Origin of the sequence: Clostridium sp. C105KSO13 (genome assembly GCF_001517425.1) — a bacterium.
Lineage (GTDB): Bacteria > Bacillota > Clostridia > Lachnospirales > Lachnospiraceae > Muricomes.
Genome location: NZ_FBWL01000126.1, coordinates 1 through 17,772, shown reverse-complemented (window position 1 = coordinate 17,772; position 17,772 = coordinate 1). Strand labels below are relative to the sequence as shown.

At 37.0% G+C, this 17,772-nt stretch carries 15 protein-coding genes and 1 pseudogene; 15 read left to right on the top strand and 1 reads right to left on the bottom strand.

Annotation, left to right across the window (positions count from 1 at the left end; translation table 11 throughout):
- Window positions 1-150 precede the first annotated feature (150 nt).
- The 15 genes from BN3456_RS01390 (at window position 151) to BN3456_RS01325 (ending at window position 16,979) form a co-directional block, all read left to right on the top strand.
- On the top strand, window positions 151-1,332 hold the full coding sequence (locus BN3456_RS01390; RefSeq protein ID WP_089982249.1) for a substrate-binding domain-containing protein: 1,182 nt from the start codon (window positions 151-153) through the stop codon (window positions 1,330-1,332).
- A 69-nt stretch (window positions 1,333-1,401) separates the two neighbouring features.
- A complete protein-coding gene (locus tag BN3456_RS01385) occupies window positions 1,402-2,895 on the top strand; it encodes a sugar ABC transporter ATP-binding protein (protein WP_089982247.1) in 1,494 nt (497 codons plus the stop codon).
- Between the two features lie 17 nt (window positions 2,896-2,912).
- Window positions 2,913-3,881 carry an ABC transporter permease gene (locus BN3456_RS01380; RefSeq protein WP_089982246.1) on the top strand — a complete coding sequence of 323 codons (969 nt, stop codon included), beginning with the start codon at window positions 2,913-2,915 and terminating at the stop codon, window positions 3,879-3,881.
- Window positions 3,881-4,828, top strand: a complete 948-nt coding sequence (locus BN3456_RS01375; protein WP_089982244.1) for an ABC transporter permease — start codon at window positions 3,881-3,883, stop codon at window positions 4,826-4,828. The genes BN3456_RS01380 and BN3456_RS01375 overlap by 1 nt, the downstream gene beginning before the upstream one ends.
- Before the next feature lie 29 nt (window positions 4,829-4,857).
- Window positions 4,858-5,820, top strand: a complete 963-nt coding sequence (locus tag BN3456_RS01370) for a phosphoglycerate dehydrogenase (protein WP_089982242.1) — start codon at window positions 4,858-4,860, stop codon at window positions 5,818-5,820.
- A 272-nt stretch (window positions 5,821-6,092) separates the two neighbouring features.
- A complete protein-coding gene (locus BN3456_RS01365) occupies window positions 6,093-6,626 on the top strand; it encodes a Fic family protein (protein WP_347457649.1) in 534 nt (177 codons plus the stop codon).
- Between the two features lie 676 nt (window positions 6,627-7,302).
- Complete coding sequence (locus BN3456_RS01360; RefSeq protein WP_089982239.1) at window positions 7,303-8,106, top strand: KilA-N domain-containing protein; 804 nt, start codon at window positions 7,303-7,305, stop codon at window positions 8,104-8,106.
- Between the two features lie 337 nt (window positions 8,107-8,443).
- Complete coding sequence (locus BN3456_RS16520) at window positions 8,444-8,584, top strand: hypothetical protein (RefSeq protein WP_347457648.1); 141 nt, start codon at window positions 8,444-8,446, stop codon at window positions 8,582-8,584.
- Between the two features lie 373 nt (window positions 8,585-8,957).
- Complete coding sequence (locus BN3456_RS01355) at window positions 8,958-9,143, top strand: helix-turn-helix domain-containing protein (protein ID WP_089982237.1); 186 nt, start codon at window positions 8,958-8,960, stop codon at window positions 9,141-9,143.
- A gap of 29 nt (window positions 9,144-9,172) precedes the next feature.
- Window positions 9,173-10,912 carry a type I restriction-modification system subunit M gene (locus tag BN3456_RS01350; protein WP_089982235.1) on the top strand — a complete coding sequence of 580 codons (1,740 nt, stop codon included), beginning with the start codon at window positions 9,173-9,175 and terminating at the stop codon, window positions 10,910-10,912.
- A 1-nt stretch (window position 10,913) separates the two neighbouring features.
- Window positions 10,914-12,104: a restriction endonuclease subunit S gene (locus tag BN3456_RS01345; protein WP_089982233.1), complete on the top strand. Its 1,191-nt coding sequence runs from the start codon at window positions 10,914-10,916 to the stop codon at window positions 12,102-12,104.
- Between the two features lie 15 nt (window positions 12,105-12,119).
- Complete coding sequence (locus BN3456_RS01340; protein WP_089982231.1) at window positions 12,120-15,356, top strand: type I restriction endonuclease subunit R; 3,237 nt, start codon at window positions 12,120-12,122, stop codon at window positions 15,354-15,356.
- A 24-nt stretch (window positions 15,357-15,380) separates the two neighbouring features.
- On the top strand, window positions 15,381-15,596 hold the full coding sequence (locus tag BN3456_RS01335) for a YdbC family protein (RefSeq protein WP_089982229.1): 216 nt from the start codon (window positions 15,381-15,383) through the stop codon (window positions 15,594-15,596).
- 71 nt (window positions 15,597-15,667) lie between these two features.
- A complete protein-coding gene (locus BN3456_RS01330; RefSeq protein ID WP_089982228.1) occupies window positions 15,668-16,378 on the top strand; it encodes a DUF3800 domain-containing protein in 711 nt (236 codons plus the stop codon).
- A gap of 4 nt (window positions 16,379-16,382) precedes the next feature.
- The gene (locus BN3456_RS01325; protein ID WP_089982226.1) at window positions 16,383-16,979 is read left to right on the top strand and encodes a hypothetical protein; all 597 of its coding nucleotides are present in this window, start codon (window positions 16,383-16,385) and stop codon (window positions 16,977-16,979) included.
- Window positions 16,980-17,274: 295 nt separating this feature from the next.
- Here BN3456_RS01325 and BN3456_RS01320 read toward each other — a convergent pair.
- Window positions 17,275-17,607: pseudogene (locus BN3456_RS01320) on the bottom strand (IS3 family transposase); the annotation flags it as partial.
- Window positions 17,608-17,772 lie beyond the last annotated feature (165 nt).

Sequence of the window (17,772 nt, the reverse complement as noted above, 5' to 3'; positions counted from 1 at the left end):
TGTTTTTGTGGTGATTACATTATACACGAAATAGGGGGGTCATTGCTATTTTATTTGTAAAAGTGGATATAACCCTTGAAAATAAAAGGTTTTAAATAAAAATAGGGCTGTAAAACTTTACAGTACCATGTATTTTTGAGGAGGAAAAAGATGAAGAAGAGAGTTATAAGTATCATTCTCAGTGCGGCCATGGTATCTGCACTGCTGTTCGGATGCGGAGGTCCCCAGAAAAGTGAGACAAAGCCTGCAGCATCAAGTGAAACAAAGGAAACTGCTTCAGATGAAACCAAGCAGGCTGAGACGACCGCCGCAGATGACGGAAAAACTGATACAGAAAGAATCAATCCTAAGGGCGACAAATATAAAATTGCTCTAAGTAATTCTTTTATGGGCAATGATTGGCGTCAGCAGATGGAAAAAATTGCAGAATATGTTGCATCTCAAGAGCCGTATGCGAGCAGATGCGAACTGACTATTGTAAATTGTGAAAATGATGCGGAGTCCCAGGCTGCTTCCATAGATGCGCTGACACAGCAGGGATATGACTGTATTCTTGTTGACCCGGCTTCTGAAACAGGAGTTAACCAGGCAATCAAGCGGGCATGTGAGGCTGGAATTAAAATTGTTGTATTTGATCAGCCAGCTTCTATATCAAATGAAAACTGCTGGCATATCCGAATTGATGGGGGCAGATCTTACAGTATTCTGGCTACCTGGATGGCTGAAGCCATGGGTGGCAAAGGGAATGTTGTTTTGGATCAGGGTCTGCAGGGTGCAGCAGAGGCAGAGCTGGAATATAATGCATCCAAATCTGTATTTGAATCATATGATGGTATTGATATAGTTTCAGATTATCTGAGCAATTATGGGTTATCAGAAGGTGAACAGGCATTGGCGAGCGTTATTGCGGCAAACCCGGATATCGATGCAGTTACTACACAGGGATATTGCGCATCTGTAATCAATGCGTTCAAGAAGGCGGGACTTGACATTCCGATAAGCTGCGGAGGAGGATACAACGGTAATGGCAAAGCCTTAGTTGAAAACAAAGCCCAGGGCATCATTGATGTGTATATTGCCGGATTAAGCGCTATCGCCTTGAACTATGCAATCCGCATTATGGACGGTGAAGAGATGGATGAGGAAACTCTGGTTGACTGTGCATTTATTGCGACCTCAAATGAATATGACATGGGTGAATATGCGGATGTTCCGGTTGATGTATTTGAAGAAGGGGTAAACTATTTTAATGATCAGCCTGATGAATTGATTTGGCCGGCGGTTCCGAGTTCATTTGGTATGGATATCCCTATGGATGTTGTAACAGATTGATTTTTTGAGTTTGCTGAAGTGGGGAACTGTTACAAAAAGCAGTTCTCCGCTTTGCGGAAAGGGACAATTATGCCAGATTTCGAGATGAAAAATATATGTAAATCATTTCCAGGTGTAAAAGCTCTTGACAATGCGTGCTTTGAAGCCAACAAGGGCGATATTACAGCATTGCTTGGGGAGAATGGTGCAGGGAAGAGTACATTGATAAAAACTCTTTGCGGTGAATATAAGCCAGATTCAGGAGAAATATATCTTGAAGGGGAGAAGATTGAAATTACGAATACAAGGAATGCAATTGAACAAAAGATATGTGCTGTCTATCAGGAACTCAGTCTGGTGTCCGAACTGACAATTGCAGAAAATCTGTTTTTAGGTTTTTATGATGTAGATAAAATGAACAGGGTCAGCTATAAGCAGATAGAGCAAGACACAATTAAATTATTTGAAAAGTATGGAGTGGATAAACTGAATCCGAAAACGAAAGTAAAAGAGCTGTCTTTGTCCCAAAAACAAGTGCTGGAGATATTAAAAGCCTTAAATCGTGACGGCGATATTATCATCTTCGATGAGGCTACGTCGGCCTTGTCTGAAAAGATGGTAAAATGGCTGATGAATATTATCCGCCGTCTTGCAAGTGAGAAGAAAATCATTATTTTTATTTCACACAGGCTCGATGAGATACAAGAACTCTGTACAAAGGTAGTTGTATACCGTGGAGGTACAGATGTTGCCAGTCTGCCAATGAAGGAAGCAAAATCCGATCAGCTGGTTTCGCTGATGCTGGGAAGAGAAATAGGAGGATATTATCCGGTAAAAGAGGATTTTGCCAAAGAAGAAGTGCTGGTATCCATGAAGAATGTAAATAGCGGACATAAGCTGAAAAAGATTAATCTCGACATTCAGGCGGGGGAGATTCTGGGTGTGGGAGGTCTGGCAGGCCAGGGGCAGTCGGAACTATTCAAATGTCTGTTTGGAATGTTTCCTTATTCAGGAGAAATTACAATTAAGGGCAGAACTCTAAGACTGAAAAGTGCGGCAGCCGCCATGAAAGAAGGCATTGCATTGATCCCTGAAGAGCGGGGGCTGCAAGGGGTAGTGCTAAAGCAGAATATACGGGAAAACATTACGCTTGCCTGTTTGGATAAGGTTTGTACGGGCTTATTTTTATCTAGGGAAAAAGAAAAGAAAATTGTGAACAGGGGGATAAGGCGGTTATCAATAAAAGCAGAATCACCGGAAACAATAGTCGGCACTCTCAGCGGAGGAAATCAACAAAAGGTTGTTCTTGCAAAAGAACTGGCGACAGAACCGGACATCATTCTCATGTATGATATTACCAGGGGTGTTGATGTCGGGACAAAAAAAGAGATGTTCAATATGACAAAACAATACGCAAAAGAGGGGAAAGCAATCCTTTTTTATTCAACAGATTCTGAAGAGTTAATGAATGTCTGCAACAGTGTCATTATTATGAACAATGGTACAATTGCAGGGCGGCTGGACCGGGAGCTGGTTTCCAGAGAAAATATCATCCGCATCTCTGTCGGGGAAGAAGCAATTTGAAGGGGAGGAAAACATCAATGAAGAAAATAAAAGAATCGGCATTTTGGAAATCTCCTGCAAAAGTCTCCATTATTTTGTTTGTTATATTGGAATTGATCACACTATATCTGCAGCCGAACACCCTGACATTAAGCTGGGTCAGCCTGAAATCGGAAGCAGCGTTGACTTTGATGTTTGCCGCGATCGGAGAAACATTTGTCCTGCTGGTTGGGGGGATTGACCTTTCTATTGCGGGTGTGATCAGCATTGTAAGCAGTTTTGCAGCAGTATATATGAAAGACAATCCTGTGTCCATATTGCTGGTGTGTATTGTCAGCCTTGCAATAGGACTTGGTGTTGGACTCTTTAATGGGTTTATAATCCAGAAATTGAAGGTACAGCCGTTTATCGTAACATTTTGTACGTGGTATATATGCGGCGGCATTGCCTATCTAGTGCTTCCGAAAGATGGGGGAGAACCTGCTGAAAGTTTTATTAATGCTCTGACTTATCGGTTTGGAGGAAAAATATCTATTGCTTTAATCATTATTATTGTATGTCTGCTGCTTTGGACATGGTTTAGAAAAACAAGGCTTGGCATTACTCTTTATGCCGTGGGAAATAATGCACATGCGGCATCCTTAAACGGAATTAATGTCATGAAGGTGAATCTGTTTGCTTATGCCGTATCCGGTCTGTTTGCGGCGATGTGTGGTTTGTATCGTGTGGCTGTGACTGCTACCGGTTCACCGACGGCAGGGGAGAGTTTTTTCAACCAGGCTATCGGTGCGGTTGTAATCGGCGGTACATTTTTAACAGGTGGAGTCGGCGGTCAGTACGGGACTATTATTGGTGTTCTGGTATACAAGATGATTAATGATCTTTTGGTATTTTTGGGAGCATCTTCTTACTGGTCCACATTATTCCAGGGCATGCTGCTGATTATTGCTGTGCTGCTCTCAACAATCAGTGAAATTGTCCGTGAGAGAAAGGAGATGACAGAGTGATGAGTTTTTCTGCAACGATTAAGAAAAATCAGACAGTTATATTCTGCTACGCAGTTGCGCTTGTTCTATTTGGCGCATTCTCAATTTATATGCCCGGCTTTGCCAGTGCAGCACATATAAAAACAATCTTCATTGAGTCTGCTTTGATCGGTTTTGTGGCAATTGGACAGACACTGGTCATCATCACAGGCGGAATTGATTTATCCGTTGCATGGATGATGACGACGGCGGCCTACATGGTTACAAACTTTATCGGTTCCAATGATGCAAACCTTGTGTGGGCTGTTCCGCTGGTATTGCTTTTGACTTTTGGGCTCGGAGCTGTCAATGGGCTGTGTATTTCTTATCTGCGTGTGCCGGCCATTGTTATGACCCTCGGCATGAATATTATACTTCAGGGAGCTGTGGTTGCTGTCACGCAGGGGGCACCCGGGCAGGCGGCACCGAAATTTTTGATTACACTCGGCCAGGACTCCGTCTTTGGAATACCTATTATGGTAATCATCTGGTTGATATTTACAGTTATAGTGATGATTATGATGTTTAAAATGAAATTCGGGCGCAGGCTGTTTTCAATCGGAAACAATGCTGTTGTTGCCAATTATTCAGGTATCAAAGTAAATCGGGTTATAACACTGACTTATGCTTTAAGTGGCATGACTGCCGGTATCGCAGGATTGCTTATGTCGGGGAAAATAGGTTCCTATTACCTGGCGATGGGGGATACATACCAGTTTCAATCTATCGCTGCGGTTGCAATCGGCGGAACTTCTATGTTAGGGGGAAGCGGAAATTATCTTGGTTCTATTGCAGGGTCTTTGACTATTACCATTCTGCTTGGCATCCTTGTAGCCATGAATCTTCCGTTTGGCGTACAGAAAATGGCTTATGGGTTAATTGTATTGGTGTCGATTATTATTTCTGTCAGGCGTTCACAAAAGGTCTGATTCATCTTAGCAGGAAGGATAAAAAAATTATGGGAAAAATATTAGTGTCTGCTTCACACTTTGATACATTATGTAAAGATGCCTGGAAACTGCTTGAAGAAAATGGACATGAAGTTATTTTTGATGGTTCCAGAGAATTTCCGGCATATTCGGAAGAGGAACTTTTATCCATTATTGGGCAGATAGATGCTGCACTGATTGGAATGGATGTTTTTGATGAAAAAATATTGAAAGCAGCGCCTGATTTGAAGGCGGTTGCAAAGTTTGGCGTCGGAGTAGATAATATTGACGGAGAAGCCGCAAAACGATATGGAATAAAGGTGCTCAATGCACCGGGGCAGAACTCTAATGCGGTTGCAGAACTGGCAGTTGGACTTATTTTAGATTTGCTTCGTAAAGTTGTGCCCCTGCACAATGAAGTTGAAAAAGGAAGATGGCCCAGAAATATTGGCTCTGAATTAAAAGGCAAGACAGTCGGGCTGCTTGGATTCGGCGCTATTGCGAGGCTTGTTGCAAGAAAATTGGCCGCTTTTGATGTGAGACTGATTGCCTGTGATCTCTTTCCAAACTGGGCGGCTGCAGAGGAACTGGGCGTTCGTCTGACAACACAGGAAGAGGTCATTACACAGAGTGATGTTTTGAGCATACATATACCTGCCACAAGGGAAACACAGAATATGTTTAATGATGAGATGTTTTTAAAAATGAAGAAGGGGGCCTATATTGTTAACACAGCAAGAGGAGCATTAATTGACACAGATGCATTGATAAGGGCACTGAAAAAAGGACATCTTGCAGGTGTGGGGCTGGATGCGTTTGTTCCGGAGCCATTGCCGGCTGATTCTGAATTGTTCGAATGTGACAATGTTGTACTGACTCCGCATACCGGTTCGGAAACAGCAGAGGCGTATTATAACGTCAGCATGACAACATGCAAGGACATCATAGCAGTGCTGGCAGGGAGAGAGCCGGTTCACTGGACAAACAGATAGTAGTTTAATTCATTTCGAGAGGGATAGTAGTAGCAAAATAATAAGGGGACTATGGGGCTGAAAAATCAGTTGATTAAAATAACTGGTGTTCAGCCTTTCTTTGAAACAAAATATGATAAGCTGGGAATAAAAAGGTGGTGGAGTGATTAATTAAAAAACGTTACAGTATTCCTAAATTTAGTTTTATGTTTAAATAATGTCTTCAAGAACGACAAAATCGATGGGATATCTTTGAAACGAATACAATCGGTGTAGAAAATGAAGTGCTGAATGTGGATGATGTGATTGAAACAGTAAATCACTTCCGCTGCATTGATGTGATTATTGACAATGAGAAATCTGCACTGTCTGAAAAGTTTATCAAAGAACTTCATTTTATGTTAAAAACAGGCACCAGCGACTCCGGAAAGGGCTGGTTTGCTGTGGGCGATTATAAGAAGATGCTAAGTGAAGTTGGCGGTATGGAGACTGCACTTCCGGAAGAAGTTGCTGATAGGATGAAAGCGCTATTAACTGAGTACAATTCTAAAGAAGAAAAAACCTTGGAAGATATACTGGAATTCCATGTTAAATTTGAACGAATTCACCCGTTTCAGGACGGTAACGGTCGTGCAGGAAGACTAATTATGTTCAAAGAATGCCTAAAATACAATATCGTTCCATTTATTATTGATGAAAATCTGAAGCTGTTTTATTATCGTGGCTTGAAAAAATGGAATAATGAAAAAGGCTATCTGACGGATACCTGCCTGGCGGCACAGGACAGATATAAGACATATTTGGATTATTTCAGAATCCAGTATTAAAATCCGGATATCATGAAACACCACAAGGTCCTGAGAACATGGGGAATTACGAGGAAAGGACGTACAGATATGTCAGAGGGATAGAACTGGCAGCTTGAGCTTCGAGAATATATCAAACAAGGCAAACCGGGACAGATTGAAAAAAATAAAGCATGGCAGACTGCAATAGGTTTACAGGCAGTAGACGGTTTGAAAACCTTCGCATATTTGCTGTATACTGCAAAGGAACATATTGAGGGTAAATTCACCACTTCTGTGAAGGGAGTACCAGAGCAACGGTGCATTTGAAAAGGTAAGTGGGAAGTATTGATGTAATAATGAAGGGATGAAAATATGATTAAGATACTATTCGTCTGCCACGGCAGAATATGTTTATAGCTCTAAAAACCCTTGTTTTATGATGGCGATAAGACGATAAAGCAATATTTTACAACGAGTTTACAACCTTTGAAAGATGTTCCGATATGATATTTTTAAAACTATAGAAATGATAAAGATGATACAAGCTAGTGAAGTAAAAGACGGCTAAGCTAAAAACAATGAGAGAAATTATAAGTACCCATTTGACTTGTTAGTTGAGGGAATTTATAATATAACCTATAAAAACAGAAATCGTTTAATTACACAACTGTTATTTTGAATGAGAAGTTCCAGAAGGAGTTGTTTAGGTGGCATTATGGGTAAGCTTAATGTAAATGGTACGGAGATACAAGTTTATAAAATTGAAGAAAACGATTATATATCATTGACTGATATGGTTCGCAATATTGAAAATGGCTCTTCGTTAATAGAAAAATGGCTGAGAAACAAGAATACAATTGAGTTTTTAGGTATATGGGAAGAAATATATAATGAAGCCTTTGATACAAATGTGTATCAAACTATTATGCAAGAAGCAGGATTAAACCGTTTTATTATGTCAGTGAAGCAATGGGTAAAAAGGACAAATTCTAAAGGAATTATTGCAAAAGCAGGACGATATGGCGGAACCTATGCTTATAAGGATATTGCGTTTGAATTTGCAAGTTGGGTTTCTCCACAATTTAAACTATATCTTATAAAAGAGTTTGAACGATTAAAACAAATAGAACAGGCGCAAATAGGTTGGAATGCTAAAAGGGAGTTAGCCAAAATTAATTACAAAATACATACAGATGCAATTAAGCAAAACCTTATTCCTGCACAATTGACTTCAAAGCAGACATCTATTGTTTACGCCTCAGAAGCGGATGTGTTGAATGTAGCATTATTTGGAATGACAGCTAAACAGTGGAGAGATAAATATCCAGAGAAGAAAGGCAATATCAGAGATTATGCCAGTATAAATGAATTGATTTGTCTGTCCAATATGGAGAATATTAACGCTGTACTTATTGAAGACGGAGTCTTACAGAGTAAGAGATTGATGAAATTGAATAGTATTGCAATTCACCAAATGACTGTATTGGAAGATCAAAAAGAATTGAATTACTTAAAATAGCATGAGGTATTTTAATTCCCCCGAATTCGAGGGAATTAAAATTTTTAATGAAAGGACGAAAATATGATTAAGATACTATTCGTCTGCCACGGCATAGTATCAACAGAGGTAGCGAATTGCTTGTAATTGCTGAAGTTTATGGGAATAATGCAGTGATTTTACGACACATTTACGACAGGATTTTAACTGAAAATAATGAAATGTGTTAATGTGAAATGAGTTGCCAAGCTATGATAAAAATGTAAATTACTTTCAAAAAGACACAGAAAACCCCTAAAGTCGGAGATAAGAACGGCTAAAATGTATATAAACAATTACTTGGAAAGGTGTGAGAAGAATGAGAAAATATGATGATTTTCTAGCAGAACAGTTGCAAGACGAAGAGTTTAAAAAAGAATATGACAATCAGCAACCTGAATTTGATGAGATTAGTGCAATTGTTGACGCAAGAGTATCTCAAAATCTTACACAGAAGTAATTGGCGGAACGAAGTGGAATTAATCAGGCAGATATCAGTAAGTTGGAAAACAGAACTTGAAATCCATCGATTAACCTGTTAAAAAGATTGGCTGATGGAATGGATATGGAATCGAAGATTGAGTTTGCTCCGAATTAGAAGATTTAGTAGAAGAAGCTTCATTGGGTTATGAAAATAATCAGGTGGAGCTTTTTGGGTATAAATAATTGTATAATTATTTTAGGAAAGATAAATACGGGTTTCTTTGGGATAAGAATGTGAATGGATAGCAGAAACAGCATGAGCAAATGATACAAGAAGTCCTTGAAAGTGTTCGCCTCTAAGAATATAATAGAGAAAGATATTGTTGTAGATTTTATGGAGGGTAAATAGCATGGAATATTTAACTACAGCAGAATGTGCTTCAAAATGGAATATCACTCAAAGACGAGTAGCAATATATTGTAAAGAAGGAAGAATCGCTGGTGCAGTTTTGAAGGGAAGTATGTGGTTAATCCCTGAGAATACTGAAAAACCACAAGATCCAAGAAAATTGCGTAAATTAGAGCATGAGAAATAACAAAATACAATTAGCGGAGGAATAGATACGTGACCGATACAGAATTAAAAAAATTGAAAGATAGACTATGGCATTCGGCAGACGTGTTACGTGCAAGTGCGCATTTGGCGGCAAATAAATATGGACAGCCTATATTGGGACTGATTTTCCTTAGATATGCTGATATTCTATTTAAACAGCACAAGGAAGAAATTAAAAGTGAATATGAGAAATTCAAAGGTGGACGTATGGAAAAATCCATCAAGGAGATTTCGATTGAAAAGTGTGGTTTTTTTCTACCAGAATGTGCATATTACGATGCGATTAATGATGCACCAGATGATGCTAATAAAGCGATTGTTGTAAAAAAAGCAATGGAGGAAATAGAAAAAGAAAACCCAAAGATGGATGGAGTACTGCCGAAAGAAGTTTATGCACAGTTGGTTCCAGAGGAAGAGCCAGAACTCCTATCCAATATTGTTCGTATTTTTAAGGACATTCCTGAGAATTGTACAGTTGATATATTTGGAGAAATCTATGAATACTTTCTTGGTAATTTTGCATTAGCAGAAGGTAAGGATGGAGGAACATTCTATACTCCAGCTACAGTTGTTAGATATATGGTAGAGGTATTGAATCCTGAACCAGGAGATAAAAAGTTCTTAGACCCAGCATGTGGATCAGGTGGTATGTTTGTACAGGCAGCACGCTATATGCACAATCATAATGCAAGCGAATCGGAACAAATGAAGTTTAGATGTTATGGAGTTGAAAAAGAACCGGATACGGTAAAATTAGCAAAAATGAATCTCCTTCTGAATAATGTGCGTGGTGAGATTACTGAGGCAAATTCTTTTTATTCAGATCCATATAATGCATTTGAAGGTTTTGACTATGTAATGGCAAATCCGCCCTTTAATGTTGATGAAGTCGTAGTGGATAAGGTTATCGATGATGCTCGTTTTAATACATACGGCGTCCCACGGAATAAAACAAATTCTAAGAAAAAAGTATCAGATAAAAAAGAAACAGTTCCAAATGCTAATTATCTGTGGATTGGTTATTTTGCATCCGCTTTAAATGAAAATGGACGAGCTGCTCTTGTAATGGCCAACTCTGCATCAGATGCTTCTGGTTCAGAATACGATATCAGAAAGAAAATGATAGATGAAGGTATTATATCTCAGATGGTAACGCTTCCTTCTAATATGTTTTCTTCCGTAACACTTCCTGCTACATTGTGGTTCTTTGATAAAAAGAAGCCAAATACAGATAAGAAAAAGGAAGTTCTTTTCATTGATGCTCGAAATGTATTTACACAGGTTGATAGAGCACATAGAAAATTTACAGATGAACAGATTAAAAATCTTGGTGTGATTTCTAAATTATATAATGGTGATACCAATGCATTAGAAAATTTATTAGCTGAATATAATAACAGTTTGCAACAGGCTCCAGAAGAATCCGAAGATAAAGAAGTTTTAACAAAAGCATATTGGAATAGTCAGATAGAATGGCTGAATGAAAGATTTCCAAATGGAGTTTACGAGGATGTTATTGGACTTTGCAAAGTAGCTATGCTTGATGGGGAAGACGGCATTATTGATCAAGATTATTCTTTGAATGCAGGTAGATATGTTGGAGTTGTAATAGAAGATGATGGAATGACGGAAGAAGAGTTTAAAGCAGAAATGCTGGGACTTAATAAGGATTTATTAAATCTTAATCAAGAGGCAAAAGAATTGGAAAAACTCATTTCTGATAATCTGAAAGGCTTGTTAGGTGAGTGATATGCATAAAGATTGGAAAACTTGTTCAATTGAAGATTTAGGGGAAATAAATAGAGGAAAATCCAAACATAGACCAAGAAATGCTTCGATTCTGTTTGGAGGAGAGTATCCATTTATTCAAACAGCAGATGTAAAGAAGGCAAATTTATATATTACTGAATACTCAGAAACCTATAATGAAGTAGGACTTGCACAAAGTAAATTGTGGAAAAAAGGTACATTGTGTATAACTATAGCTGCAAATATTGCAGAATCAGCTATTCTTGCTATTGATGCTTGCTTTCCAGATAGTGTGGTGGGGTTTGAACCGTATGTTAATGTTGCTGACACAAAATATGTGAAATACATGATGGATATGTTTAAAGTGTATATGCAGCAGATTTCAAAAGGGACAACACAAGATAATTTAAGCCTTGCTAAAATACGAAAAGTAAAATTTGAAGCTCCAAATTATGAAAAACAAAAAGAAATAGCTAGGATTCTGTCAACTTATGATAATTTGATTGAAAACAACAATAAAAGAATAGGCTTATTAGAGAAAATGGCTGAAAATCTTTACAAAGAATGGTTTGTTAGATTTAGATTTCCAGGATATAAGAATGTGGAGTTTGAAGAAAAGAAACCAAGAGGATGGCAAGTTGAAAGTGAAGATATTAAACATCTTGCACCGAAAAACTTTAATTATGAAGAATTGAGGATTTTAGGAGAATTTGTACGTGGCAAAAATATTACAACAGCACAGATGGTAAATGGAAATATACCAGTAATATCTGCCGGACTTCAACCTTCTGGATATCATAATGAAGCAAATATATTTGGGAAGAGTCTGACAATAAGTGCTTCAGGAGCCAATGCAGGATTTATGCAATATCATTTAAAGGACATATGGGGTGCGGATTGTTCTTATTTTCAAGATGATGAATTATTGTGGTTTGTGTATAACACACTAAAATATTTGCAACCGGTAATAAGCAATATGCAATGTGGTGCTGCACAGCCACATGTTTATCCTAAAAACATTAATAAGTTGTGTATTTTAATTCCGACAGATGAACTTATTAGTAAATATAATGATTATGTTTCGCCGTGTTATAACGAAATTGAACGTTTAGTTAGAAACAATCAATTGTTATTAAAGCAGCGTGACCTACTTCTTCCACGCCTAATGAGTGGAAAACTTGAAGTAAAATAAACTGGAGGTGTCAGTATGCGTAATTTTATATCAGAAGATGACATTGAACAAGCAATACTTGGAAAATTAAAAGATGCTCCTTTTAAGTATGACATTATCATATGTGATGCCGACCCAAGTAAAAGAGATGATTTGAATGATGGAACAATGCGTTCCTCTAAAAAAGAATGTGTACTTCCTGTTATTATGGAACAATCACTGAAAGCAATTAATCCAGGCATTTCAGCAGAATACGTTGAGTGTATTGTCAAAGATTTAAGAAAAGATTTTACAGGAACTGATATTGTAGCAACGAATTACAAATTATATCAACAAATCAGAAATGGAATAAAGATTACGGTTCGCAAGAATGGAAAAGAAGATTTTGATTTTATAAAGCTGATTGATTTCGACATGTCGAGCAACAACACCTTTACGGCTGTATCTCAGATGTGGATACAGGGAAAAGTCTATTACAGACGTCCTGATGTACTTCTATTTGTAAATGGAATGCCGCTTGTGTTTATAGAACTGAAAAACAGCATTGTAAAAGTGGAAGAAGCCTATAATAAGAATTTAAAAGATTATTTAAAGGATATACCGAATCTGTTTGCATTTAACCAGATTTGTGTATTGTCAAATGGACTTGAAACGAAGTTGGGAGCATTTAATGCAACCTATGACTATTTCTTTGAATGGTTAAAGATTAATTCTGAAAAAGAGGCTTTAGACCGAGATGCCATTCTGAAGGCAGAAACAGTAAAGGATAGTTCCATCAGATACTTACTGGACGGATTATTTTTGAAAGACCGCTTGACAGATTATATTGAGAATTTTGTGATGTTTCAGAATCAGTCTATTAAAATCATTGCCAAAAATCATCAGTATTTAGGTGTAAACAATCTGATGGAGTCTGTGAAAAATAGAAAAGAACTGAATGGTAAATTAGGTGTATTTTGGCATACGCAAGGTTCTGGAAAATCTTTTTCTATGGTTATGTTTGCAAGGAAAGTGAAGAGAAAGATATCAGGAAACTTTTCATTCTTGGTCATTACAGATAGAGCGGATCTTGATACACAGATACATAAGAGCTTTGTTCGTACAGAAGTAATAGGGGCAAAAGAAGAATGCCAACCGAAAGATGGAAAGCAGTTACGTGAATTTTTGCAGACAAATAAGGCTTTTATCTTCACATTGATACACAAATTCAAATATGATAAAACAATGAAATACCCAGTACTGTCAGTCCGTGATGATATTATTGTGCTTGTTGATGAGGCACACAGGACACAATATAAAGACCTAGCTCAAAATATGCGTACAGCACTTCCAAATGCAAATTACATTGCATTTACAGGAACACCTCTGTTAGGGGCAAAAAGATTAACAAATCAGTGGTTTGGAGATTATGTATCAGAATATAATTTTGCACAGTCTGTAGAGGACGGTTCTACCGTACCATTGTTCTATTCCAGACGTGTCCCAGAAGTAGGACTGCAGAATGATTTTCTAGATGATGATGTTGTAGATATTATTGAAAAAGAAAATTTGAACGAGGATGAAACAAGGCTTCTTGAAAATTCTTCCTCTCGTATCTTGGAAGTTATTAAACGTGATGATCGTTTGGATAAAATTGCACAGGACATTGCGTATCATTTTCCGAGACGTGGATTCCTTGGGAAGGGTATGGTTGTATCCGTTGATAAATATACTGCGGTAAAAATGTATGACAAGGTTCAACACTATTGGTCTATTGAAAAGCAGAAAATAATGCAGGATAGAAATACAGCTGATACGAAAGAAAAACGAGATCAGTTAACAGATATTTTAAATTATATGAATAATGTTGAAATGGCAGTTATTATTTCTGAAGAGGCAGATGAAGAGGCTAAATTTGCAAAACAGGACTTAAAAATTTCAGAGCATCGTGCCAAAATGAAAGCATTTACGACAGATGGAAAAGATATTGAAGACAGATTTAAAGAGCCGACGGACAAGTTACAATTAGTATTTGTATGTGCAATGTGGCTGACAGGATTTGATGTGCCGAATTTATCAACGCTGTATTTGGATAAGCCTATGAAAGGGCATACTCTTATGCAGGCGATAGCACGTGCAAACAGAGTATATCCAGACAAACCTTGTGGAATTATTGTCGACTATGTAAATGTGTTTAAATACATGAAGAAAGCATTATCAGAATATGCAACAGGAGATGATGGAGCAGAATTTCCAGCAAAGGATATTGATAAACTGATCGGGTACATTGACGCAACTATCGAAGAGGCTGATGCATTTCTTCTTGAATTAGGAATTGACATTGATGCAATAGTGACGAGTTCGTCTACATTTGACCGATTGGATGATTTAAGAGATGCATATGATAAAATTATTGCCAATGATGAAGATAAGGAAAAATTTAAGGTTATTCTGAATACATTAATTAATTTGTATGAGGCATCAAAACCAGAAATATTCGAAAAGAATTGGTACAATGGGAAGTTCTCACCATTACTTTATCTTCATGGATTATTTTATCGAACCATTGATGATGAAAAAATTGCACGTGCAAGACTGAAAATGCAGCAAATATTGGATGGGAGTGTTACTGCTAACGATAAATTTGTATCTATGGTTCGTGAGGATACACCGCAGTATATGATTCATAATTCAAAGATAGTAGATCTTTCTAAAGTCGATGTAGATGCGCTTAGAAAAGAAATGAAGATAGCGAAGTACAAAGCTGTCGAAATTGATGATTTAAAAGAATTTATTGAAAAAGCACTACAACAGATGCTAAACAAAAACTGTACGAGAACGAAATTTTCACAGCGATTTAAGAACATCATAGATGCATATAATGCTGGTGGTTCGGAAAATGAAGATTATTATGAACAGTTAGTAAAACTTGTGGAAGAATTGAAAAAGGAAAATGATAGAGCTAGCACGGAAGGACTGACTGAGGAAGAATTGGAAATCTATGATTTGCTTGTTACAGGAAAAAAACTTACACAGGCGGACGAGCAGAAGGTAAAATTATCTGCAAAACATTTATATCAAAGACTGATGGATAACAAGAAAGAGTTGTTAGTAGTAGATTGGTACAAGGACGAACAACCAAAAGCAAAGGTGAAAACGGCAATTGAAGTTGCGCTTAACGAGGACTTACCAGATAGTTATGATAAGGAATCGTTCCAGTCAAAAATCAACCTACTGATGAATCATTTTGTTGATATGGCAGTTCAGGGATATGGATGGATAAATGTAGCATAGTTAATTCTAAAGGAGCAAATGATTATGGCTGATATAAAATATGATATTATAGAAGAAATCGGGGTATTATCTGAAAATGCTAAAGGTTGGAGAAAAGAGATAAATCTAATCAGCTGGAATGGCGGAGCACCAAAATACGATATTAGAGACTGGGCACCAGAGCATGAGAAGATGGGAAAAGGAACTACACTGACAAAAGAGGAACTGTTTCAACTTAAAGAAATAGTAGCAAATATCTAGGGCTATGTAAGAAAAATTGAGTTCAGCAATAAGTGATACTTGATATAAAATTAGGAAAAATGGAGGAATAGATGAAAGAGTTATTCAATGTGTACTGTGATGAAAGCTGTCATCTGGAAAATGATGACTCGCCAGTTATGATATTGGGAGCTATTTATTGTCCAAGAGAAAAAAAGAAAGAAATTTACGAAGAAATACGAAATATTAAACGAAAATACAATATAAGTTCATTTTTTGAAATTAAGTGGACGAAAGTATCTGAATCTAAAGTGGATTTTTACCTTGATTTATTACATTATTTCTTTTCGAATCCAAACTTATATTACAGAGGATTAGTGGCAGGTGGAAAAGGTTCACTTGATCATGAAAAATATAATAATGGAGATTATGATTTATGGTATTATAAAATGTATTATCGTATGTTAGATCCAGTTATTTCGCCTAACAACAAATATCATATTATGGTGGATATTAAAGATACACGTGGTGGAAAAAGAGTAGATAAATTAAGAAAAGTTCTTTGCAATAATATATATGATTTTAAACAGGAAGTGATTGATCAGATAGGGCAGATTAATTCAAGAGAATCTGAAATTCTTCAATTAGCAGATTTAATTAACGGGGCAATAGCTTTTTATCACAGAGGATTAACTGAAAAACAAGGTGCAAATCAAGGGAAAATAGATTTTGTAAATGAATTACAAAAACAAGTTAACCTTGATAAAAATACTCGGTATGGTGAAAGCAAGTTCAATTTATTTATTTGGGGACCGAAGGAGTAGAACGATGGATAAACTAAAGACAATTGATATTAGTGGTTTATCCGATGTTTCTACAATTATGGATAAATGTCATGATGAATTTAAATTAACATTAGCAAACAAAGAGAATCGTGCAGTATTAGCGGGACGCGAGGTATTAGTTCCACTTAATTGGATAGACTACAAAGCTGAAATCTTTTGGCATGCATCAAGTATAGAAGAAAAGGCGAAACTAGATATTCAACCTTGCATTAACGATTATGCTTCAACGATTTGTGCAAATAACTGTATAGATGCATTTGATGCAATTATTATGAACAATGGATTAGAACGTGAGAAATGTATTTATCGTGCAGTTCGAGTACATTGGATAAGAGCAATTATTGATATGTTTAATGCTGGAGATTCAAGAGTTAAGTATTGGGAAAAAATAAATTCAGATAAGAAAAATCGTATTTACTTGCGTTATCAAGAGGAAGAATTGGATTATTTGGTTGTGTTTGATGACAAAAGTGAAAAGAAGGTACGTTTAATTACAGGATATCCTATATTCTTTATTAGTGCCAAGAGAGATTATGAAAATGATTACCAAAAGTATCTGAAAAATAAGGCAGGAAAATAAAAAGCCGGTAATCGCTATGCGAAAACCGGATTCTCCTTCTAATCATGTTAGATGAGTTACCATTATAATACACGAAAACGTGCCATGGCGTCAAGTGAAATTTTCGCGAAAATTGAATAATGGTTACTATAGTATATATCGTATCACATTAAATTATGCCATAGTGAGTACATATGTGAATCGTTATCTTCAGTTGCTATTTTAAATTAAAGTGTACCCCATGTCAAGGACAAAATTTTCATACCATTTCATCTAGCCGATGATATAAGGTATGTGGTTGTCCCAGAGGCGGATGTTAAACTTTAGCCTCTGGAATATTATTTATAGCCAATGGGTAATTTCCAGTTGTTATAAACTGATAGAACTCATTGGGAGATAACTTTGCTAGTTGCCATTGATAACGATCGTTGTTGTAATAGTCGATCCAGTCATCTATTTTGTACTTAACGTCAGAGAAGTCACGGCACATAGATAGGTCGATTTCATCTTTCATATGACCAAAGAAGCTTTCCTGAGGTGCATTGTCCCAACAGTTTCCACGACGAGACATAGACTGACGTAAGTTACTGTCTTTTATTAGCTGAATAAATTTGTAACTTGTGTAGTGGCAACCCTGATCACTGTGAATCAATGTTTCGGCTTGTAATGATATACCGTGAGTATTCAGTAAGTGCTTCAAAAGATAGCGTCGTGTAATCTCCATGCAGATCCTGTAAAATTAACCTAAAATGTCTTTAGGAGGTTATACAATGGATCAAGGTAATAGAGCTTTATGGAAAGAACGGATTCAAGA

Bases quoted from the DNA above. Each gene is read 5' to 3' on its own strand.
- BN3456_RS01340 (WP_089982231.1), top strand. From the start codon at position 12,120: ATGCGTAATTTTATATCAGAAGATGACATTGAACAAGCAATACTTGGA.
- BN3456_RS01380 (WP_089982246.1), top strand. From the start codon at position 2,913: ATGAAGAAAATAAAAGAATCGGCATTTTGGAAATCTCCTGCAAAAGTC.
- BN3456_RS16520 (WP_347457648.1), top strand. From the start codon at position 8,444: ATGAGAAAATATGATGATTTTCTAGCAGAACAGTTGCAAGACGAAGAG.
- BN3456_RS01355 (WP_089982237.1), top strand. From the start codon at position 8,958: ATGGAATATTTAACTACAGCAGAATGTGCTTCAAAATGGAATATCACT.
- BN3456_RS01345 (WP_089982233.1), top strand. From the start codon at position 10,914: ATGCATAAAGATTGGAAAACTTGTTCAATTGAAGATTTAGGGGAAATA.
- BN3456_RS01335 (WP_089982229.1), top strand. From the start codon at position 15,381: ATGGCTGATATAAAATATGATATTATAGAAGAAATCGGGGTATTATCT.
- BN3456_RS01325 (WP_089982226.1), top strand. From the start codon at position 16,383: ATGGATAAACTAAAGACAATTGATATTAGTGGTTTATCCGATGTTTCT.
- BN3456_RS01385 (WP_089982247.1), top strand. From the start codon at position 1,402: ATGCCAGATTTCGAGATGAAAAATATATGTAAATCATTTCCAGGTGTA.
- BN3456_RS01370 (WP_089982242.1), top strand. From the start codon at position 4,858: ATGGGAAAAATATTAGTGTCTGCTTCACACTTTGATACATTATGTAAA.
- BN3456_RS01375 (WP_089982244.1), top strand. From the start codon at position 3,881: ATGAGTTTTTCTGCAACGATTAAGAAAAATCAGACAGTTATATTCTGC.
- BN3456_RS01390 (WP_089982249.1), top strand. From the start codon at position 151: ATGAAGAAGAGAGTTATAAGTATCATTCTCAGTGCGGCCATGGTATCT.
- BN3456_RS01330 (WP_089982228.1), top strand. From the start codon at position 15,668: ATGAAAGAGTTATTCAATGTGTACTGTGATGAAAGCTGTCATCTGGAA.
- BN3456_RS01360 (WP_089982239.1), top strand. From the start codon at position 7,303: ATGGGTAAGCTTAATGTAAATGGTACGGAGATACAAGTTTATAAAATT.